This is a genomic window from Aquitalea magnusonii, assembly GCF_003202035.1.
Taxonomy (GTDB): domain Bacteria; phylum Pseudomonadota; class Gammaproteobacteria; order Burkholderiales; family Chromobacteriaceae; genus Aquitalea; species Aquitalea magnusonii.
The window spans coordinates 239828-254243 of record NZ_QJKC01000002.1; the positions used below are offsets into that span (position 1 = coordinate 239828).

A 14416-nucleotide genomic window follows, 5' to 3' on the forward strand; every position below is an offset into this window, starting at 1 on the left:
CAGGGCATTATGCTGTACCGCCCTAAGCGACGACGGACTGAACATGACGGATACCCGCCCCGACCCCGATGCCCTGCTGGATGAGCTGAAGCAGGAGGAGCTGGCTGCCCAGCGCGGCCGCCTGAAAATTTTCTTTGGTGCCTGCGCCGGCGTGGGCAAGACCTATGCCATGCTCAGTGCCGCCCGCGTGCGCCAGCAGGAAGGCTGCAAGGTGCTGGTGGGCGTGGTGGAAACCCATGGCCGCAAGGAAACCGAAGCCCAGCTGCAAGACCTGGAAGTGCTGCCGCCCACCCGCATCGAATACAAGGGCCACAGCCTGGCCGAGTTTGACCTGGACAGCGCGCTGGCCCGCCAGCCGGAACTGATCCTGATGGACGAATTCGCCCACTCCAATGTCCCCGGCTCGCGCCACAGCAAACGCTGGCAAGACGTGGAAGAGCTGCTGGCGGCCGGCATCGATGTCTATACCACGCTCAATGTGCAGCACCTGGAAAGCCTGAATGATGTGGTGGGACAGATCACCGGCATCGTGGTGCGCGAAACCCTGCCCGATCACGTGTTTGATCAGGCGGCCGAGGTGTCGCTGGTCGACCTGCCGCCGGACGAACTGCTGGCCCGCCTGGCTGCCGGCAAGGTGTATATCGCCCATCAGGCCGAGCGCGCGGTGAAAAACTTCTTCCGCAAGGGCAATCTGCTGGCCCTGCGCGAACTGGCCTTGCGCCGCACCGCCGACCGGGTGGACGCGCAAATGCGCGCCTACCGTGCCGACCAGTCGATCAAGCCGGTATGGCATGCCCGCGAACGCTTGCTGATCTGCGTCGGCCATGGCCCCGGCACCGAAAAGCTGGTGCGCAGCGGCAAACGGCTGGCCGCCAGCCTGGATGCCGACTGGATTGCCGTGTTTGTCGAAACGCCGGAACTGCAAGGCCTGTCGGAAACCAAGCGCAGCCGCATCATGAAGGGCCTGAAACTGGCCCAGGAGCTGGGCGCGGAAACCACGGTGCTGGGCGGCAGCGATCTGGCCTCCACCCTGCTGGCCTATGCCCGCACCCGCAATGTTTCCAAGCTGGTGGTGGGCAAATCCGCCGGCAACAAGCTGCAGCGGCTGTGGCGACGGCCATTGCTGGAACAACTGTCGCTGCAGGCCAATGATGTCGATGTCTACGTGGTGGCCCACGAACTGGAAGATGAGCAGCCGCAAACGCGCGACGGCTTCAACAGCCTGCTGTTTGGCGAGGCCAGCCGCCAGCAGCAGCGCCATGGTTATCTGGCAGCGCTGCTGGCCTGCTTGCTGACCACCGGCCTGGCCAGCCTGCTGACGCCCTTTTTCGAACTGTCCAATGTGGTGATGGTTTACCTGCTGGGCGTGGTACTGGTGGCGGTGCGCTTTGGTCGTGGCCCCGGCGTGCTGGCGTCCCTGCTGGCGGTGGCCACCTTCGATTTCTTTTTCGTGCCACCGCGCATGTCGTTTTCGGTATCGGATACCCAATACCTGCTCACCTTTGCCGTGATGTTTGCCGTGGCCCTCATCATCAGCCAGCTGGCCGCACGGCTGCGCTTCGAAGCCACCATTGCCACCTATCGCGAGCGCCGCACCCGCGCCCTGTATGATCTGGGCCGCGAGCTGGCCGGCGCCCTCACCGCCAACCAGATCATCGATACCGCAGTCAGCCGCCTGCAGCCGCTCTTCAATGCCAGCATCGTGCTGTTCACCCCCAACAGCAATGAAGAACTGCGCGCGGAAAACGACAGCCATGCCCAGGCCGATCTGGGCGTGGCGCAGTGGGTGTATGACAAGCAGCAGCCTGCGGGCCTGGGCACCCAGACCTTGCCGGCCAATGCCATGCTCTATCTGCCGCTGAAAGCGCCCATGCGCAATCGCGGCGTGCTGGCCGTGCTGCCCGAACAACTCGACCAGGTCTTCCTGCCCGAACAGCAACGCCTGCTGGAAACCTGCGCCGCCCAGATCGCGCTGGCGCTGGAGCGGGTGCACTATGTCGAAGTGGCGCAGGATGCCATTGTCGCCATGGAATCGGAACGCCTGCGCAACAGCGTGCTGGCGGTGATCTCGCACGACCTGCGCACCCCGCTCACCACCCTGGTCGGGCTGTCCAGCATCCTGGCCGCCGGCCAGGTCGATGCCGCCAAGCAGGCGGATATCGCCCAGTCTATCCAGGAAGAATCACTGCGCATGAACCATCTGGTCACCAATCTGCTGGACATGGCCAAGCTGCAGTCCGGCGTGCAGCTGAACCGGGAATGGCAGCTGCTGGATGATGTGGTGGGCAGCGCGGTGCGTGCCTGCCAGCGCAGCCTGCAGCAGCACCAGCTGCAAATCGACCTGCCTGCCGGACTGCCCGTGCTGGAGTACGACGCGGTGCTGATCGAACGGGTATTGGTGAACTTGCTGGAAAATGCCGCCAAATACACCCCGCCCGGCAGTCATATCACGCTCAGTGCCAGCTGCGAGGGCGCTACAATGCGTGTTTGCGTGCAGGACGACGGGCCCGGCCTGCCGGCAGGCCAGGAACAAAAGCTGTTCGACAAGTTCAGCCGTGGCAACAGCGAATCCACCACACCGGGCGTGGGACTGGGGCTGGCCATCTGCCGCAGCATCGTCGAAGCCCACGGCGGCGTCATCCAGGCGGCCAATATCCGCCCCCATGGCGCCGCCTTCAGCTTCACCCTGCCGGTACGCGCCATGCCGGCCCTGCCCGGCGAAGAGGAGATCAAAGCATGAGTGACAACCCGATCAAGCTGGTGGTCGTCGAAGACGAAAAACCGATACGCCGCTTTCTCGCCTCGGCACTGGACGGCGACAACTGGGTGGTACACCAGGCGGAAAACGGCAAGCAGGGCCTGATCGAAGTGGCCACCCGCAAACCGGACATGGTGATACTGGACCTGGGCCTGCCCGACATGAACGGCATCGATGTCATCCGCCAGCTGCGCGAATGGACCGACCTGCCCATCCTGGTGCTGTCCGCCCGCACCCAGGAAGCGGAAAAAGTGCAGGCGCTGGATGCCGGCGCCGACGACTACCTGACCAAGCCCTTCGGCGTGGCCGAATGCATGGCGCGCATCCGTGTGCTGCTGCGGCGGCGTGGCAATGGCAGCGCCGCCCCGGCCCAGACCTTTGCCTTTGGCGAGATCAAGGTCGACCTGGTGGCACGCACCGTGTACAAGGGCGAGGCCATGGTGCACCTGACACCCATCGAATACCGCCTGCTGACCACGCTGATCCGCAATGCCGGCAAGGTCATCACCCACCGCGAGCTGCTGCTGGCGGTATGGGGGCCATCCTTCTCCGAACACAACCAGTACCTGCGCGTCTACATGGGCCACCTGCGGCAAAAACTGGAAGACAACCCGGCCATGCCGCAGCACATCCTGACCGAAACCGGCGTCGGCTACCGCCTGCTGGAAAGCTGAGCCCGCAGGCCCGGCCTCCACCCTGCGCACAGCGTACCTGGCAGGCGCGCCACGTCGCAAAACGCATTTTGCGACAGCCCTGCCCTCCCATCCGGCATGACTCGGAAAATTCCAAGCAAATGGATAGTCCGTTTCCTGCGCACTGAATCAGAAATCGGCTATTTCTGGCCGCCTTCCCTCATTTGTAGACTGCTCTCCCACCAACCTCGTCTCGCGCTGCATCGCACGCCTGGCCTGTGCCTCACGCCGGCCACACTGCAGCGCGTGCATCCACACGGGAGAGACCTTGAAACGCTTCGCCATTGCCGGCATCCAGATGTCGGTTTCCGCCTTCGAAGAAAACATCACGCGCATGGGGCATTACGTCGCCCATGTCAAACACCGCTTTCCCTGGGTCGACATGGTGCTGTTTTCCGAGCTGGCCGCTTACGGCCCCAGCCCGCTGAAAGCGGAAACCATGCCGGGCGAGGCCGAGCAGCGGCTGTGCCAGATTGCCGCCCAGCACGGCATCTGGCTGATTCCCGGCTCCCTGTTCGAGCTGCGTGATGGCCATGTTTTCAACACCAGCCCGGTCATCAATCCGCAAGGCGAGGTCATCGCCCGCTTCAGCAAGCTGTTTCCCTTCCTGCCCTACGAAAAAGGCATCACTGCCGGCGACCAGTTCGTGGTGTTCGACGTGCCCGATGCCGGGCGCATCGGCATCTCCATCTGCTACGACATGTGGTTCCCGGAAACCACCCGCACGCTGGCGGCCATGGGGGCAGAGGTCATCCTGCATCCCACCATGACCGACACCATAGACCGCGAAGTGGAACTGGCCATTGCCCGCGCCTCCGCCGTCACCAACCAGGTGTACTTCCTCGACATCAACGGCGTGGGTGATGGCGGCACCGGGCGCTCCATCGTGGTGGATCCTGCCGGCTACGTGCTGCATCAGGCAGGCAATGGCCCGGAAATCATCCCGGTGGAAATCGACTTCGACAAGGTCAGGCGCGAGCGTGAACGCGGCCTGCGCGGGCTGGGCCAGCCGCTCAAGAGCTTCCGCGACCGTCGCTGCGATTTCCCGGTGTACCAGCGCGACAGCGGCCTGGATGCCTATCTGTACCGGCTGGGCCCGCTGACCAAACCGGAGGACCACCATCAGGGCGAGCTGTCCGGCCCCGGCGGCCCGATGGCGGAGATCAAGGCCGACAGCGATGCCCTGGCCGCCAGCCAGGTCCAGGAATGAAAGGCAACACCCTGCTATCAGGCTGGCTGCATTACTGCCGCCAATGCTGGCAAGCCTGGCGGGCAGCCATCCAGCCGCCGACACCGACAACCCCACCGCGAGCCGTTCAGGGAGAACCAACCATGCAAAAAGTCAGCAATATTTCCGATCTGCGCCTGCTGTTTCACCGCAATGAACGGCCGATCTACTTCATCAGCGCCACCAACTTCAACCTGCTGGGCATAGACCAGTGGGTCAACCGCTTCAAATACATCAACTACATCGACTGCTTCGATGGCCGCCACCCCAATGTCTTTGTGCCGCCGCAACTGCCGCATGAAGAATTCCAGTCCATCGAGGACATCAACAACTATCTGCTGCAACACAAGGATGTGGTGGATTATGTCGAACGCGCTGGTGGCCGCCCGGTGGCGGTGTTCCTGATGTTCGATGCTGAAACCGAACGGCTGTGCCAGGAGCTGGGCATCGAAGTATGGTTCCCCAGTGCCGCCTTGCGCGAACGCTGCGACAACAAGATGGAAACCGTACGCATCGGCAACAAGGCCGGCGTACCTTCCGTCCCCAATGCCCTGAGCAAGGTGGACAGCTACGCCCATCTGCGCGAAATTGCCGACGCGCATGGCCTGGGCGAACAGCTGGTGGTGCAGACCGCTTTTGGCGACTCCGGCCACACCACCTTTTTCATTTCCAGCGAGGCCGATTTCGACCGGCATGCCCAGGAAATCATCCAGGACCCGGAAGTCAAGATCATGAAGCGCATCAACTGCCGCGGTGCCACGCTGGAGGCCTGTGCCACCCGCAGCGGCACCCTGGTCGGACCACTGCTGACCGAGGTGGTGGGCGAACCGGAGCTGACCCCCTATCGCGGCGGCTGGTGCGGCAATGAAATCTTCCCCGGCGCCTTCAGCGAGGAAGTGCGCGCCAAGGCGCGCGACATGGCTTACCGCTTTGGCAACCAGCTGATGGCCGAAGGCTATCGCGGCTATTTCGATCTGGATTTCCTCATCGACAAGGACACGGACGAGGTCTATCTGGGCGAACTGAACCCGCGCATCTGCGGTGCCAGCCCGATGACCAACCACGCGGCCTTTGCCTATGCCGATGTGCCGCTCTTCCTGTTCCACCTGCTGGAATTCTCCGGCATCGAGTTCGAACTGGACGTGGAAGAACTCAACGCGCGCTGGGCCAACCCGGCCTTCATCGACAGCTGGAGCCAGCTGGTGATCAAGCACACCGCCAACAATGTCGACATCATCACCCATGCCCCGGCCACCGGCATCTACCGCATGGCGGATGACGGCTCGGTGTCCTACCATCGCTTCGATTACAAGCGCCAGGACATCGAATCGGAAAACGAAGCCTTCTTCCTGCGCATCAGCGGTCCGGGCGACTATCGCTACGAAGGCGCCGACCTGGGCATACTGATCACCCGTGGCCGCTCCATGACCGATGACTTCGCCCTCAACGAGCGCGCACGCCACTGGATAGCCGGCATCAAGAAATACTATGCCGCCAAACCCATCATGGCCGTGCACGACGAGCAAGTGCCCGCACCCGGCGCCTTCAAGATCCTATAATCCGCTCAGCGCCACCCTGGTCGTTGCCCTGGCATGGCAGCGGTCATCAACCTAGTGAGACACATGCGCTGTACATTCGAAGCGATCCGCGAATACACACCGGGAGCGCGCTGGCAGGCACTGTTCCAGCTGCGCTGGCCGGCCTATCAGCAGTGGTTTCTGCGCGATGGCTATCGTGCCCGCCCCTCTTATCTGGCCGGGCGCCGCGCACTGCGCCAGCACATGCCGGAGCTGGCGCAGCTGTATCAGCAGCTATGCGAGCTGGCCGGCGGCGGCGATCTGGAAGCACGCTTTCTGTCGCAATGGTGTCCGCCATCGTATATTTCCGGTTGCTCGCAAGCGGTATGGCTGGATCCCTATGGTGTGGAAGGTCCGCTGCTGGCACGCAATTACGACTACGCGCCATCACTGCTGGAAGGCAGCTGGCTGTCCACCCGCTGGCTGGGCCGCCAGGTGCTGGCCATGAGTGACTGCCTGTGGGGTGCGCTGGACGGTATCAACGAGGACGGTCTGGCCGTTTCACTCTCCTTTGGCGGCCGCACCGCCGTTGGCGAGGGTTTCGGCATTCCGCTGGTCATGCGCTACCTGCTGGAAACCGCCAGCAATACCGCCGAAGCGGTAGCCATCCTGCAGCGCCTGCCGGTGCACATGACCTATAACATCAGCCTGCTGGACAAGTGCAGTCATTGGGCAACGGTGTTCGTGGCGCCGGACCGGCCCACCGAAGTGGTCAGCCGCAGCGCGGTAGCCAACCACCAGCACGGGCTGGAATGGCAGGCGCATGCCCGTGCCACCCTGTCGGAAGAGCGCGAATGGATGCTGGGCCAGGGGGTGCGCAAGGCGGAACGCGCCGATGACGTGCTGCGCACCCTGCTGCGCCCCCCCTTGTTCCAGACTGCCTATGGCCGTGGCTATGGCACGCTGTATACGGCGGCCTACCATCCGCACACGCTGATGGCCGAACTGCTGTGGCCCGACATGCGCTGGCCGCAGTACTGCCTGGATGTGCAGGAAGGCGTGCTGAATGTGCGCTTCGACGCCAATCACGCGGGCTAAGAGCGGCGAACAAAACCTCCTACTTTTTGCGCCGCCGCCGGCCCGCGCCAGCGGGCCACTGCCATTCCCTCACCGCCAGCCAACACGCGGGCCACAGCGCAGCGGGACGGATAACGGAATATTCAAAAAAGATAATGAAAACAGTAAAATAATGACAAAATGGCTATATGTCATAAATCGGTAATATTTTTTACGCAAAGCATGTGGCAGACTGTGGCAGGTTTTTAAACACTTTAGTCCAGTTGAAATTACTCAAACCGATAGAGTAAGTCACTGTACGCGCGAGGAATGCCAGCATGAATGCCGCCAAGAAAATCCGCCGTTTTATTGAAGAAAACAAGGATCATGAGCAAGTCCAGGTATTGAAAGACCTGGCTGCGGCACTGGAAATGGGACGGCCTTTTGATTTGGGCAGCCTGTATCAGATCGATATGCGCTATTTCGAAGTCGCACTGGATTTGTTGAAAGACTGGCGCTTCGACCACCATATTGCCGCCCGCAGCAAGCTGCTGGAACAGCTGCTTACCGAAATTGCCCCGGATCTGCGTGTGGAAGAAAGCACCAGCCCAGCCGCAGTCCGTGACGACAGCGAGCCGGCAACTCCGCCGGTCCAGTCTTCGGCAGCGGCAGACTGCGCGGCAGCCGAAGCCGCTCCGGCGGAGGCCGAAGCCGTCGCCGCCAAACCGGCACGCAGCCGCCGCAAGAGCAGCCCCGCCGCCTGAGCGCTGCTGGCTGACACCAGACAGCAGCTTGCGCAGCCGACCCCGGCAATGGCCCGGCCAGCGGCTGTCGGGAGCCGGACTTAGCCGCAGACTTCAGCCAGCCGCGCCGGCTGGCTGACCAGGAAGTTCCCCTCCCCCTGCAGGCTGACAATGCGCGCATTGCGCCGCGTCTCCCAGCTATCCACCGGATATTGCCTGGCCCAGGCACACATCAGCTGCCGGTCCTGCCGGCTCATGTTCAATGCATAGCGCTGATGCATGTACAAGGTGATGCGGGCGGCACGGCCGCGCACTTCCTCACGCGGCTGCACGCGCTTGCCGGCAAAATCGACTACCGTGCCGCACTGGCCGTAGATGCGGGTCGGTTGTCTGGCCCAGGCACTGTAGGACAGATTGCTGCGATCGGCATTCACCTCGCCCACTGCCGGCACCAGATTGTTCAGATCACCTTCAGCCAGCCGGTAGACCTCGTCATTGCCCGAGCAATTCTTGCGTCCGCCCTGCTGCCAGCACTGGCGCTGATGGCCCAGCACCCAGGCCGGCACCACATGTTCCCATTCGATACGCCGGGCCCGTTCCGGATTCTTGCGCGGCACATAACCGCAGGACAACCAGTCCACCGCCTTGCCCTGATAAGCACAACCGCAATAAAAATCCTCCTGCATGCCGGCAAATACCTTGGGCAACACGCGCTTGGCCCCGTTGAAATCGCGGTGACCCACCGCCTTGTCACCGCGCACCAGCGCAGACAGCACCACCTTGTCCGCTGGTCCACCCGCCGGCGCTGTCGTCTGCCCACCGGCTGCCTGCAGCTGGCGCACCATGGTTTCACCCAGCTGGGCCAGCGCCTTCACCTCTCGCGGCAGCTTGACGCCACCGTCCCTGTCACAGCCGCACAAGGCCAGCAGCAACAAGCCATAAAACCGTTTTTGCATTTCTACCGTGCCACCACCGCGGGTCCGCGCGTCTGGTCGACTCCTGTACTTTGGGGAGGGGCACTATAACCGTCGCCGCCACATTTTCAAACAGGGCACCGCAAGCGGCAGGCAGCGTGGGCAGGCCGGTCTGCGTTACAATTCCGCCTCCGGGCAGTGTCGCCCGGCTTTCACAGCAGGTAGAGCATGTCGAGAAAACCGCGCCTTCGTTCCGGCTCCGGCGTCACCATGCATGATGTCGGCCAGGCGGCCGGCGTCAGTGCCATCACCGTGTCCCGCGCCTTGCACTCGCCAGAGCGGGTCACGCCGGCCCTGCGTGAAAAAATCCTGCAGTTGGTCGAACAACTGGGCTATGTGCCCAACCGCTCGGCACGCCAGCTGGCCTCGGCCCGTTCGCACACGGTACTGGTGCTGATCCCCTCGCTCAGCAATACCGTGTTCATCGACGCGCTGGCCGGTATCGAATCCGTGCTGCAGCCAGCCGGCTACCAGATGCTGATCGGCAATACCCATTACAGCGACAGCGAGGAACTGGCCCTGCTGCGCGCCTATCTGCAACACAGCCCGGATGGTTTGCTGGTGACCGGACTGCAGCAGGCCGAGGCATTCAGCCGCATCCTGGCGGAGCGCCAGTTGCCGGCGGTGTACATGATGGATCTGAGCGATGATGGCCGACCCTGTGTGGGGCTGTCGCAGGAAGCCGCCGGCGCGGCCATGACCCGCCATCTGCTGCAGCGGGGCCGGCGGCGCATCGCCTATCTGGCCGCCCAGCTGGACGAGCGGGTGCTCAAGCGGCTGCAAGGCTACCGCCAGGAACTGACCGCCGCCGGCTGCCACGATCCGGCGCTGGAATGGCTGAACCCGGCCCCGTCCAGCATGCAGCTGGGGGCGGACATGCTCGATGCACTGCTGGCCGCCCACCCCGATTGCGACGCCGTATTCTGCTGCAATGACGACCTGGCCATCGGTGCCATTGCCCGTTGCCAGCAGCGCGGCATTGCCGTGCCGGCGCAACTGGCCATTGGCGGTTTCAATGACTTGCAGGCTGCCGCCTGGACCACGCCGCCACTGAGCACGATCGCCACGCCACGCTTTGCCATTGGTGCTGCCGCGGCCCGCCTGCTGCTGCAACAGCTGCACGGACAGCAGGACAGCGGTGGCAGCCGCTGCCTTGATCTGGGCTTCCAGCTCCAGCAACGCGGCAGTACCTGAGACCGCGGGCGGGGTGGTGTGCGCTACCGTTGCACGCCGCCCACAGCCAAGCCTGCCCAGCCGCCACGGCAGGGCAAGCCATTGATTTCAAACAACTCGTACCAGTCAAGCGCCTGAGCAGCCGCCAGCCATCAGCTTCGGCACGCTCACGCGCCGCATGCGGCGACCATCGTCTGCTGCCCTGCAGCATGGAAAGACATTGCCGCCGCCGAATTGTTAGCGCTAACATTGCGCACGCACCGCCCAGGGCGGTTTTCTTTCACCACCATATGTTAGCGCTAACATGAAGCAACCCAATATCGTGGTCATGGGGGTCACCGGCTGCGGCAAGAGCAGCCTGGGCCTGGCCCTGGCCAATGCACTCGGCGCCAGTTACATCGAAGGCGACAGCTATCACCCGCCGCAGAATATTGCGCGCATGGCAGCCGGCATCCCCCTGACCGATGCCGACCGGGCAGGCTGGCTGGCCTTGCTGGCGCAACGGCTGGCCAGCGGTGTGGCCCAGGGCGAAGCCATGGTGCTGGCCTGTTCGGCGCTCAAGCGTCGCTACCGCGATACGCTGCGCCAGGGCGACCCTAAGCTGCTGTTCGTCCATCTGGCTGGCAACAAAGCGCTGATTGCCGAGCGCATGGCCGCCCGTGACGCCCATTTCATGCCCGGCAGCCTGCTGGACAGCCAGTTCCACGATCTGGAAGAACCGGCTGGCGATGAACGCTGCATCCGCTGCGACATCAGCCAGCCGCTGGACCGCCTGTTGCAGCAGCTGCTGCAGCAACTGGCGCAACACCAATAACAACACATCCCTGCCAAGGAGAATTCAGGTGACAACACGACACAGCATGACCACGCCACAACGGCGTTGGCGCATAGGCGGCCTGCTGGGCATTGGCGTACTGGTCAATTATTTCGACCGCATCAGCCTGTCGGTGGCCGCCCCGCAATTGCAACAGGAATTTCACCTGTCCAGCAGCGATCTGGGCCTGCTGTTCAGTGCCTTTTTCTGGACCTATGCGCTGCTGCAGATTCCCACCGGGCTGATCCTGGACCGCTTCGGCGTCACTCGCGTCGGCCGTTGGGGGGCATTGCTGTGGGGGCTGGCCTCCACCCTCACCGCCTGTGCCGGCGGCTTTGCTGGCATTTTCGTGGCGCGCGCCCTGCTGGGCGTGGCCGAAGCGCCAGGGTTTCCGGTCAGCGCCAAGGCTACCGGCTACTGGTTCCCGCGGCGTGAACGCGCCATGGCCACGGCGATTTTCGATGCGGCCGCCAAGTTTTCCAATGTGATCGGCGTGCCGCTGGTGGCGCTGACCGTGGTCCACCTGGGCTGGCGCTGGGGTTTTGGCCTCACCGCCCTGCTCAGCCTGGCCTACTTCATTGCCTTTACCCTGATCTATCGTGATCCAAGCCAGGACAGCAAGCTGTCGGCAGAGGAATACCGCCATATCGTGGAGGGTGGGGCCACTGCGGAAGGGGTGAGCCAGGGCGGATCGCTGGCCATGCTGGGCTATCTGCTGCGGCAGCGCAAGGTGTGGGGACTGTCCATCGGTTTTGCCGCCTATGGCTATGTGTTTTACCTGTTTCTTACCTGGTTGCCCGGCTATCTGGTGCAGACCATGCAGATGAGCATCCTGAAATCGGCCAGCTATGCCGCCATTCCGTGGATATTCGCCACCCTGTCCGACCTGCTGGTGGGCGGCTGGCTGATCGACCACCTGATTGCCCGTGGCCACGATGAAACCCGCGTACGCAAAGGCGTGCTGCTGGGCGGCATGCTGCTGGGACTGGCGGTATTCGGCGCCACCACCACCAGCGACCCGGTCATCGCCATCATCTGGATCACCATCGCGCTCAGCGGGCTGGCGGCGGCGGCACCGGTGGGATGGTCGCTGCCCTCGCTGATTGCACCGCATGGCGGCACCGGCACCGTGGGCGGCATCATGAACTTTGCCAACAACATGATGGGAGCGGTGGCCCCCATCGTTACCGGCTATATCGTGGGCAGCACCCACTCCTTCAGCAATGCCTTTCTGGTGGCCGGAGTGATGCTGATCATCGGCATGCTGGCCTTTGTCTTCCTGCTGGGGCGCATCGAGACCATCGCGCCCCCGGCCGCAGTGGGCCAGGCCCTGCCCGACTCCACAGGCTAGGGGCGCTGCAGCGTCTTGCCAGGCGGTGGGCGGCCAGACAAAAGCGGCCAGGAAAACCCCTGCCCTGGCCTTGCGACGCCTTGTTCCAGCCACGCAAGGCCAGTTTGTCGGCCGCTCCAGTCACTGCGCCAGTCATGCCGATGCCCCGCCTGCCGGGGCGTTTTGCTGTCAATGTCACAGTGCCTGCTTCAACAGCCAGTTTCATCCTGATCGCTTGGCTGCAATTATCGCCGGGTCACTGACAGACCTGTCTCCCCATACAGGGCCTTGTCATCTGCTCCGTGACGTCTTCGCAGTCCACCCCGCGTATCAAAGAGGATCAAACATGGAACAACATCAGCCCAGCGTTTTCATCTACCCCACCCATGCCGAAGCCGAGCAGGCCATCCGCATCCTGGATCGCGCCGGCTTCGATATCAAGCAACTGTCTATCATCGGCAAGGGCTACCATAGCGAGGAACATCCGGTCGGCTTTTATACCACCGGTGAAAAAATCAAGACCTGGGGCGGCGTAGGCGCCTTCTGGGGCGGGCTATGGGGCCTGCTGTTTGCGCCGGCGGTCTTCCTGCTGCCCGGCGTCGGCCTGGTAGCCATGGCCGGGCCTGTGGTCACCACCCTGGTCAGCGCCCTGGAAGGTGCGGTCGTGGTGGGCGGGGTATCTGCCATTGCCGCCGCGCTGAGCAAGCTGGGAGTCAAGAAGGCCGATGCAGTGGAATATGAATCGGCACTGAAGGCTGACAAATATGTGCTGCTGGTGCATGGCTCGGCCGAGCAGCAGGAAAAGGCCAGCAGCATTCTGAGCAATGCCGAGGCCTGGAAATCCGCCTGATCATCCGCCCGGACCGCAAGCTGGCTGCATGCCGGCTTGCGGCCTCATCCTCATTCCAGCGGCTGCAGCAGCTTCACCCCGACCGGCGCCGCCAGCTTGTCCGCCACCCACTCCCGGTAAGCCAGATAGTGCGCTGCCGCCCGATGAGCTTCTACCGCCGCCATGTCCTGGTAGGCTTCGAATACATGCAGCACATGGGGCTGATCGTCCGGCTGCAATACCTGGTATTGCAAGCAGCCGGCTTCCTGCCGGCTGGCTTGCTGCATGTCACGCATGGCGGCACAGACCGCGGCGGTGCTTTCGGGTTTGCATTGCAGGGTGGCAAAGATGTACACACTCATGACGATTCCTTGTGCTGTCTGGCGGCCGTCGGCCGCAACAGGCTTATATTACGCCGGCACGGCGCTGGCCGCGCAATCACGGCCAGTCATGTGTGCGCAATGCCTCCAGCAATAATTCGGCCACCCGCTCGGTGGACGCCGGATTCTGACCGCTGATGACACGCTGGTCGACCAGCGCGAACGGGTCCCACGGCTCCGGTGCCTTGTGATAGTGGGCACCGCGCTTGACCACTTCGCTTTCCGGCAGGAAGGGCAGCTGCCCGGCCAGCCCGCTAAGCCGTTCCTCGGTATTGGAAAAGCAGCTGATCTGCTTGCCTTCGACCAGCAGGCTGCCATTGTCCAGCCGGATATTCAGCAAACCGGCGATACCATGACAAACCGCGCTGACCACGCCGCCTTGCTGGTAGATCGTGCGGCCTAGGTCTTGCAGCGCGGTATTGTCCGGAAAATCCCACACCGCGCCATGGCCGCCGGCGTAATAGATGGCGGCATAGTCCTGCGGATTGACCGCGGTGGGCGGCAGCGTGGCGCCCAGCCGGTTCATGAAGCGCTTGTTCTGATACCACTCCCAATCCAGTTCGTCGGCCAGGGTCAGGCTGAGCGGGTCAATCGGCGTATATCCGCCGCGCGGACTGACAATGTCCACGGCATGGCGTGCCGCCTCAAGCCGGCTAACAAAATGGACGGCCTCTCCCAGCCAGAGTCCACAGGCCCTGGCTGTTTGCGGATATTTTTCAAAGCTGGTCACCACCATCAGTATTTTTTTCATGCCCGGATCCTTTGCCGCTTGCCGCCGGCCCTGCGCACCGCTATTGACTTGGTAATCAATTTAAACTGTAGTAAACAAAAACCAGAATGCCGCTAATTGTAGAGATCGCACCAGGCGGGACAAGTGCGCAAACTCCGCCCCTCTTGCCCATTCCTACGCATTTTGCCGCTT

The 14416-nt window shown here is 63.0% G+C and carries 13 protein-coding genes; 10 read left to right on the plus strand and 3 right to left on the minus strand.

Translation table 11 applies throughout. The features are described from left to right. Positions 1–43 precede the first annotated feature (43 nt). The 6 genes from DFR38_RS02910 to DFR38_RS02935 all read left to right on the plus strand — a co-directional run bounded on the left by DFR38_RS02910 (position 44) and on the right by DFR38_RS02935 (position 8015). Positions 44–2740 carry a DUF4118 domain-containing protein gene (locus tag DFR38_RS02910; RefSeq protein ID WP_059285174.1) on the plus strand — a complete coding sequence of 899 codons (2697 nt, stop codon included), beginning with the start codon at positions 44–46 and terminating at the stop codon, positions 2738–2740. Beyond that, the gene (locus DFR38_RS02915; RefSeq protein WP_059285173.1) at positions 2737–3432 is read left to right on the plus strand and encodes a response regulator; all 696 of its coding nucleotides are present in this window, start codon (positions 2737–2739) and stop codon (positions 3430–3432) included. Before DFR38_RS02910 ends, DFR38_RS02915 begins: the two co-directional genes overlap by 4 nt. 286 nt (positions 3433–3718) lie before the next feature. Continuing rightward, entirely contained in the window at positions 3719–4660 is a 942-nt protein-coding gene (locus DFR38_RS02920) for a carbon-nitrogen hydrolase family protein (RefSeq protein ID WP_199053448.1), read from the plus strand. Positions 4661–4782: 122 nt separating this feature from the next. After that, positions 4783–6237 (plus strand): biotin carboxylase, encoded by a 1455-nt coding sequence (locus DFR38_RS02925; protein ID WP_082693317.1) that lies wholly within the window; start codon positions 4783–4785, stop codon positions 6235–6237. Positions 6238–6300: 63 nt separating this feature from the next. Further along, positions 6301–7293 carry a C45 family autoproteolytic acyltransferase/hydrolase gene (locus DFR38_RS02930; RefSeq protein WP_059285172.1) on the plus strand — a complete coding sequence of 331 codons (993 nt, stop codon included), beginning with the start codon at positions 6301–6303 and terminating at the stop codon, positions 7291–7293. Between the two features lie 296 nt (positions 7294–7589). Further along, entirely contained in the window at positions 7590–8015 is a 426-nt protein-coding gene (locus DFR38_RS02935) for a hypothetical protein (RefSeq protein ID WP_110312962.1), read from the plus strand. Between the two features lie 80 nt (positions 8016–8095). Here DFR38_RS02935 and DFR38_RS02940 read toward each other — a convergent pair whose 3' ends face one another. Beyond that, positions 8096–8950 (minus strand): endonuclease, encoded by an 855-nt coding sequence (locus tag DFR38_RS02940; protein ID WP_244909882.1) that lies wholly within the window; start codon positions 8948–8950, stop codon positions 8096–8098. 186 nt (positions 8951–9136) lie between these two features. On the opposite strand from DFR38_RS02940, the gene gntR reads away from it, so the two are divergent. The 4 genes from gntR to DFR38_RS02960 all read left to right on the plus strand — a co-directional run bounded on the left by gntR (position 9137) and on the right by DFR38_RS02960 (position 13135). Next, entirely contained in the window at positions 9137–10162 is a 1026-nt protein-coding gene (gntR, locus tag DFR38_RS02945) for an HTH-type transcriptional regulator GntR (protein WP_211310707.1), read from the plus strand. 283 nt (positions 10163–10445) lie between these two features. Continuing rightward, positions 10446–10955, plus strand: a complete 510-nt coding sequence (locus DFR38_RS02950; protein WP_110312964.1) for a gluconokinase — start codon at positions 10446–10448, stop codon at positions 10953–10955. A 28-nt stretch (positions 10956–10983) separates the two neighbouring features. Then, positions 10984–12306, plus strand: coding sequence for an MFS transporter (locus tag DFR38_RS02955; RefSeq protein WP_239688770.1), 1323 nt, complete (start codon positions 10984–10986; stop codon positions 12304–12306). Between the two features lie 325 nt (positions 12307–12631). Then, positions 12632–13135, plus strand: a complete 504-nt coding sequence (locus DFR38_RS02960; protein ID WP_059286983.1) for a hypothetical protein — start codon at positions 12632–12634, stop codon at positions 13133–13135. Positions 13136–13185: 50 nt separating this feature from the next. Here the strand turns inward: DFR38_RS02960 and DFR38_RS02965 are convergent, their stop codons facing one another. Both DFR38_RS02965 and DFR38_RS02970 read right to left on the minus strand, forming a co-directional pair. Next, the gene (locus DFR38_RS02965; protein ID WP_059286982.1) at positions 13186–13476 is read right to left on the minus strand and encodes a putative quinol monooxygenase; all 291 of its coding nucleotides are present in this window, start codon (positions 13474–13476) and stop codon (positions 13186–13188) included. A gap of 76 nt (positions 13477–13552) precedes the next feature. Continuing rightward, positions 13553–14245: a type 1 glutamine amidotransferase domain-containing protein gene (locus DFR38_RS02970; protein ID WP_110312965.1), complete on the minus strand. Its 693-nt coding sequence runs from the start codon at positions 14243–14245 to the stop codon at positions 13553–13555. Between the last annotated feature and the right edge of the window lie 171 nt (positions 14246–14416).

What these genes read in the sequence shown, in the direction of transcription:
- DFR38_RS02970 (WP_110312965.1), bottom strand. Translation starts at nt 14,245, where the DNA reads ATGAAAAAAATACTGATGGTGGTGACCAGCTTTGAAAAATATCCGCAA.
- gntR (WP_211310707.1), top strand. Translation starts at nt 9,137, where the DNA reads ATGTCGAGAAAACCGCGCCTTCGTTCCGGCTCCGGCGTCACCATGCAT.
- DFR38_RS02935 (WP_110312962.1), top strand. Translation starts at nt 7,590, where the DNA reads ATGAATGCCGCCAAGAAAATCCGCCGTTTTATTGAAGAAAACAAGGAT.
- DFR38_RS02950 (WP_110312964.1), top strand. Translation starts at nt 10,446, where the DNA reads ATGAAGCAACCCAATATCGTGGTCATGGGGGTCACCGGCTGCGGCAAG.
- DFR38_RS02910 (WP_059285174.1), top strand. Translation starts at nt 44, where the DNA reads ATGACGGATACCCGCCCCGACCCCGATGCCCTGCTGGATGAGCTGAAG.
- DFR38_RS02915 (WP_059285173.1), top strand. Translation starts at nt 2,737, where the DNA reads ATGAGTGACAACCCGATCAAGCTGGTGGTCGTCGAAGACGAAAAACCG.
- DFR38_RS02930 (WP_059285172.1), top strand. Translation starts at nt 6,301, where the DNA reads ATGCGCTGTACATTCGAAGCGATCCGCGAATACACACCGGGAGCGCGC.
- DFR38_RS02965 (WP_059286982.1), bottom strand. Translation starts at nt 13,476, where the DNA reads ATGAGTGTGTACATCTTTGCCACCCTGCAATGCAAACCCGAAAGCACC.
- DFR38_RS02960 (WP_059286983.1), top strand. Translation starts at nt 12,632, where the DNA reads ATGGAACAACATCAGCCCAGCGTTTTCATCTACCCCACCCATGCCGAA.
- DFR38_RS02940 (WP_244909882.1), bottom strand. Translation starts at nt 8,950, where the DNA reads ATGCAAAAACGGTTTTATGGCTTGTTGCTGCTGGCCTTGTGCGGCTGT.
- DFR38_RS02925 (WP_082693317.1), top strand. Translation starts at nt 4,783, where the DNA reads ATGCAAAAAGTCAGCAATATTTCCGATCTGCGCCTGCTGTTTCACCGC.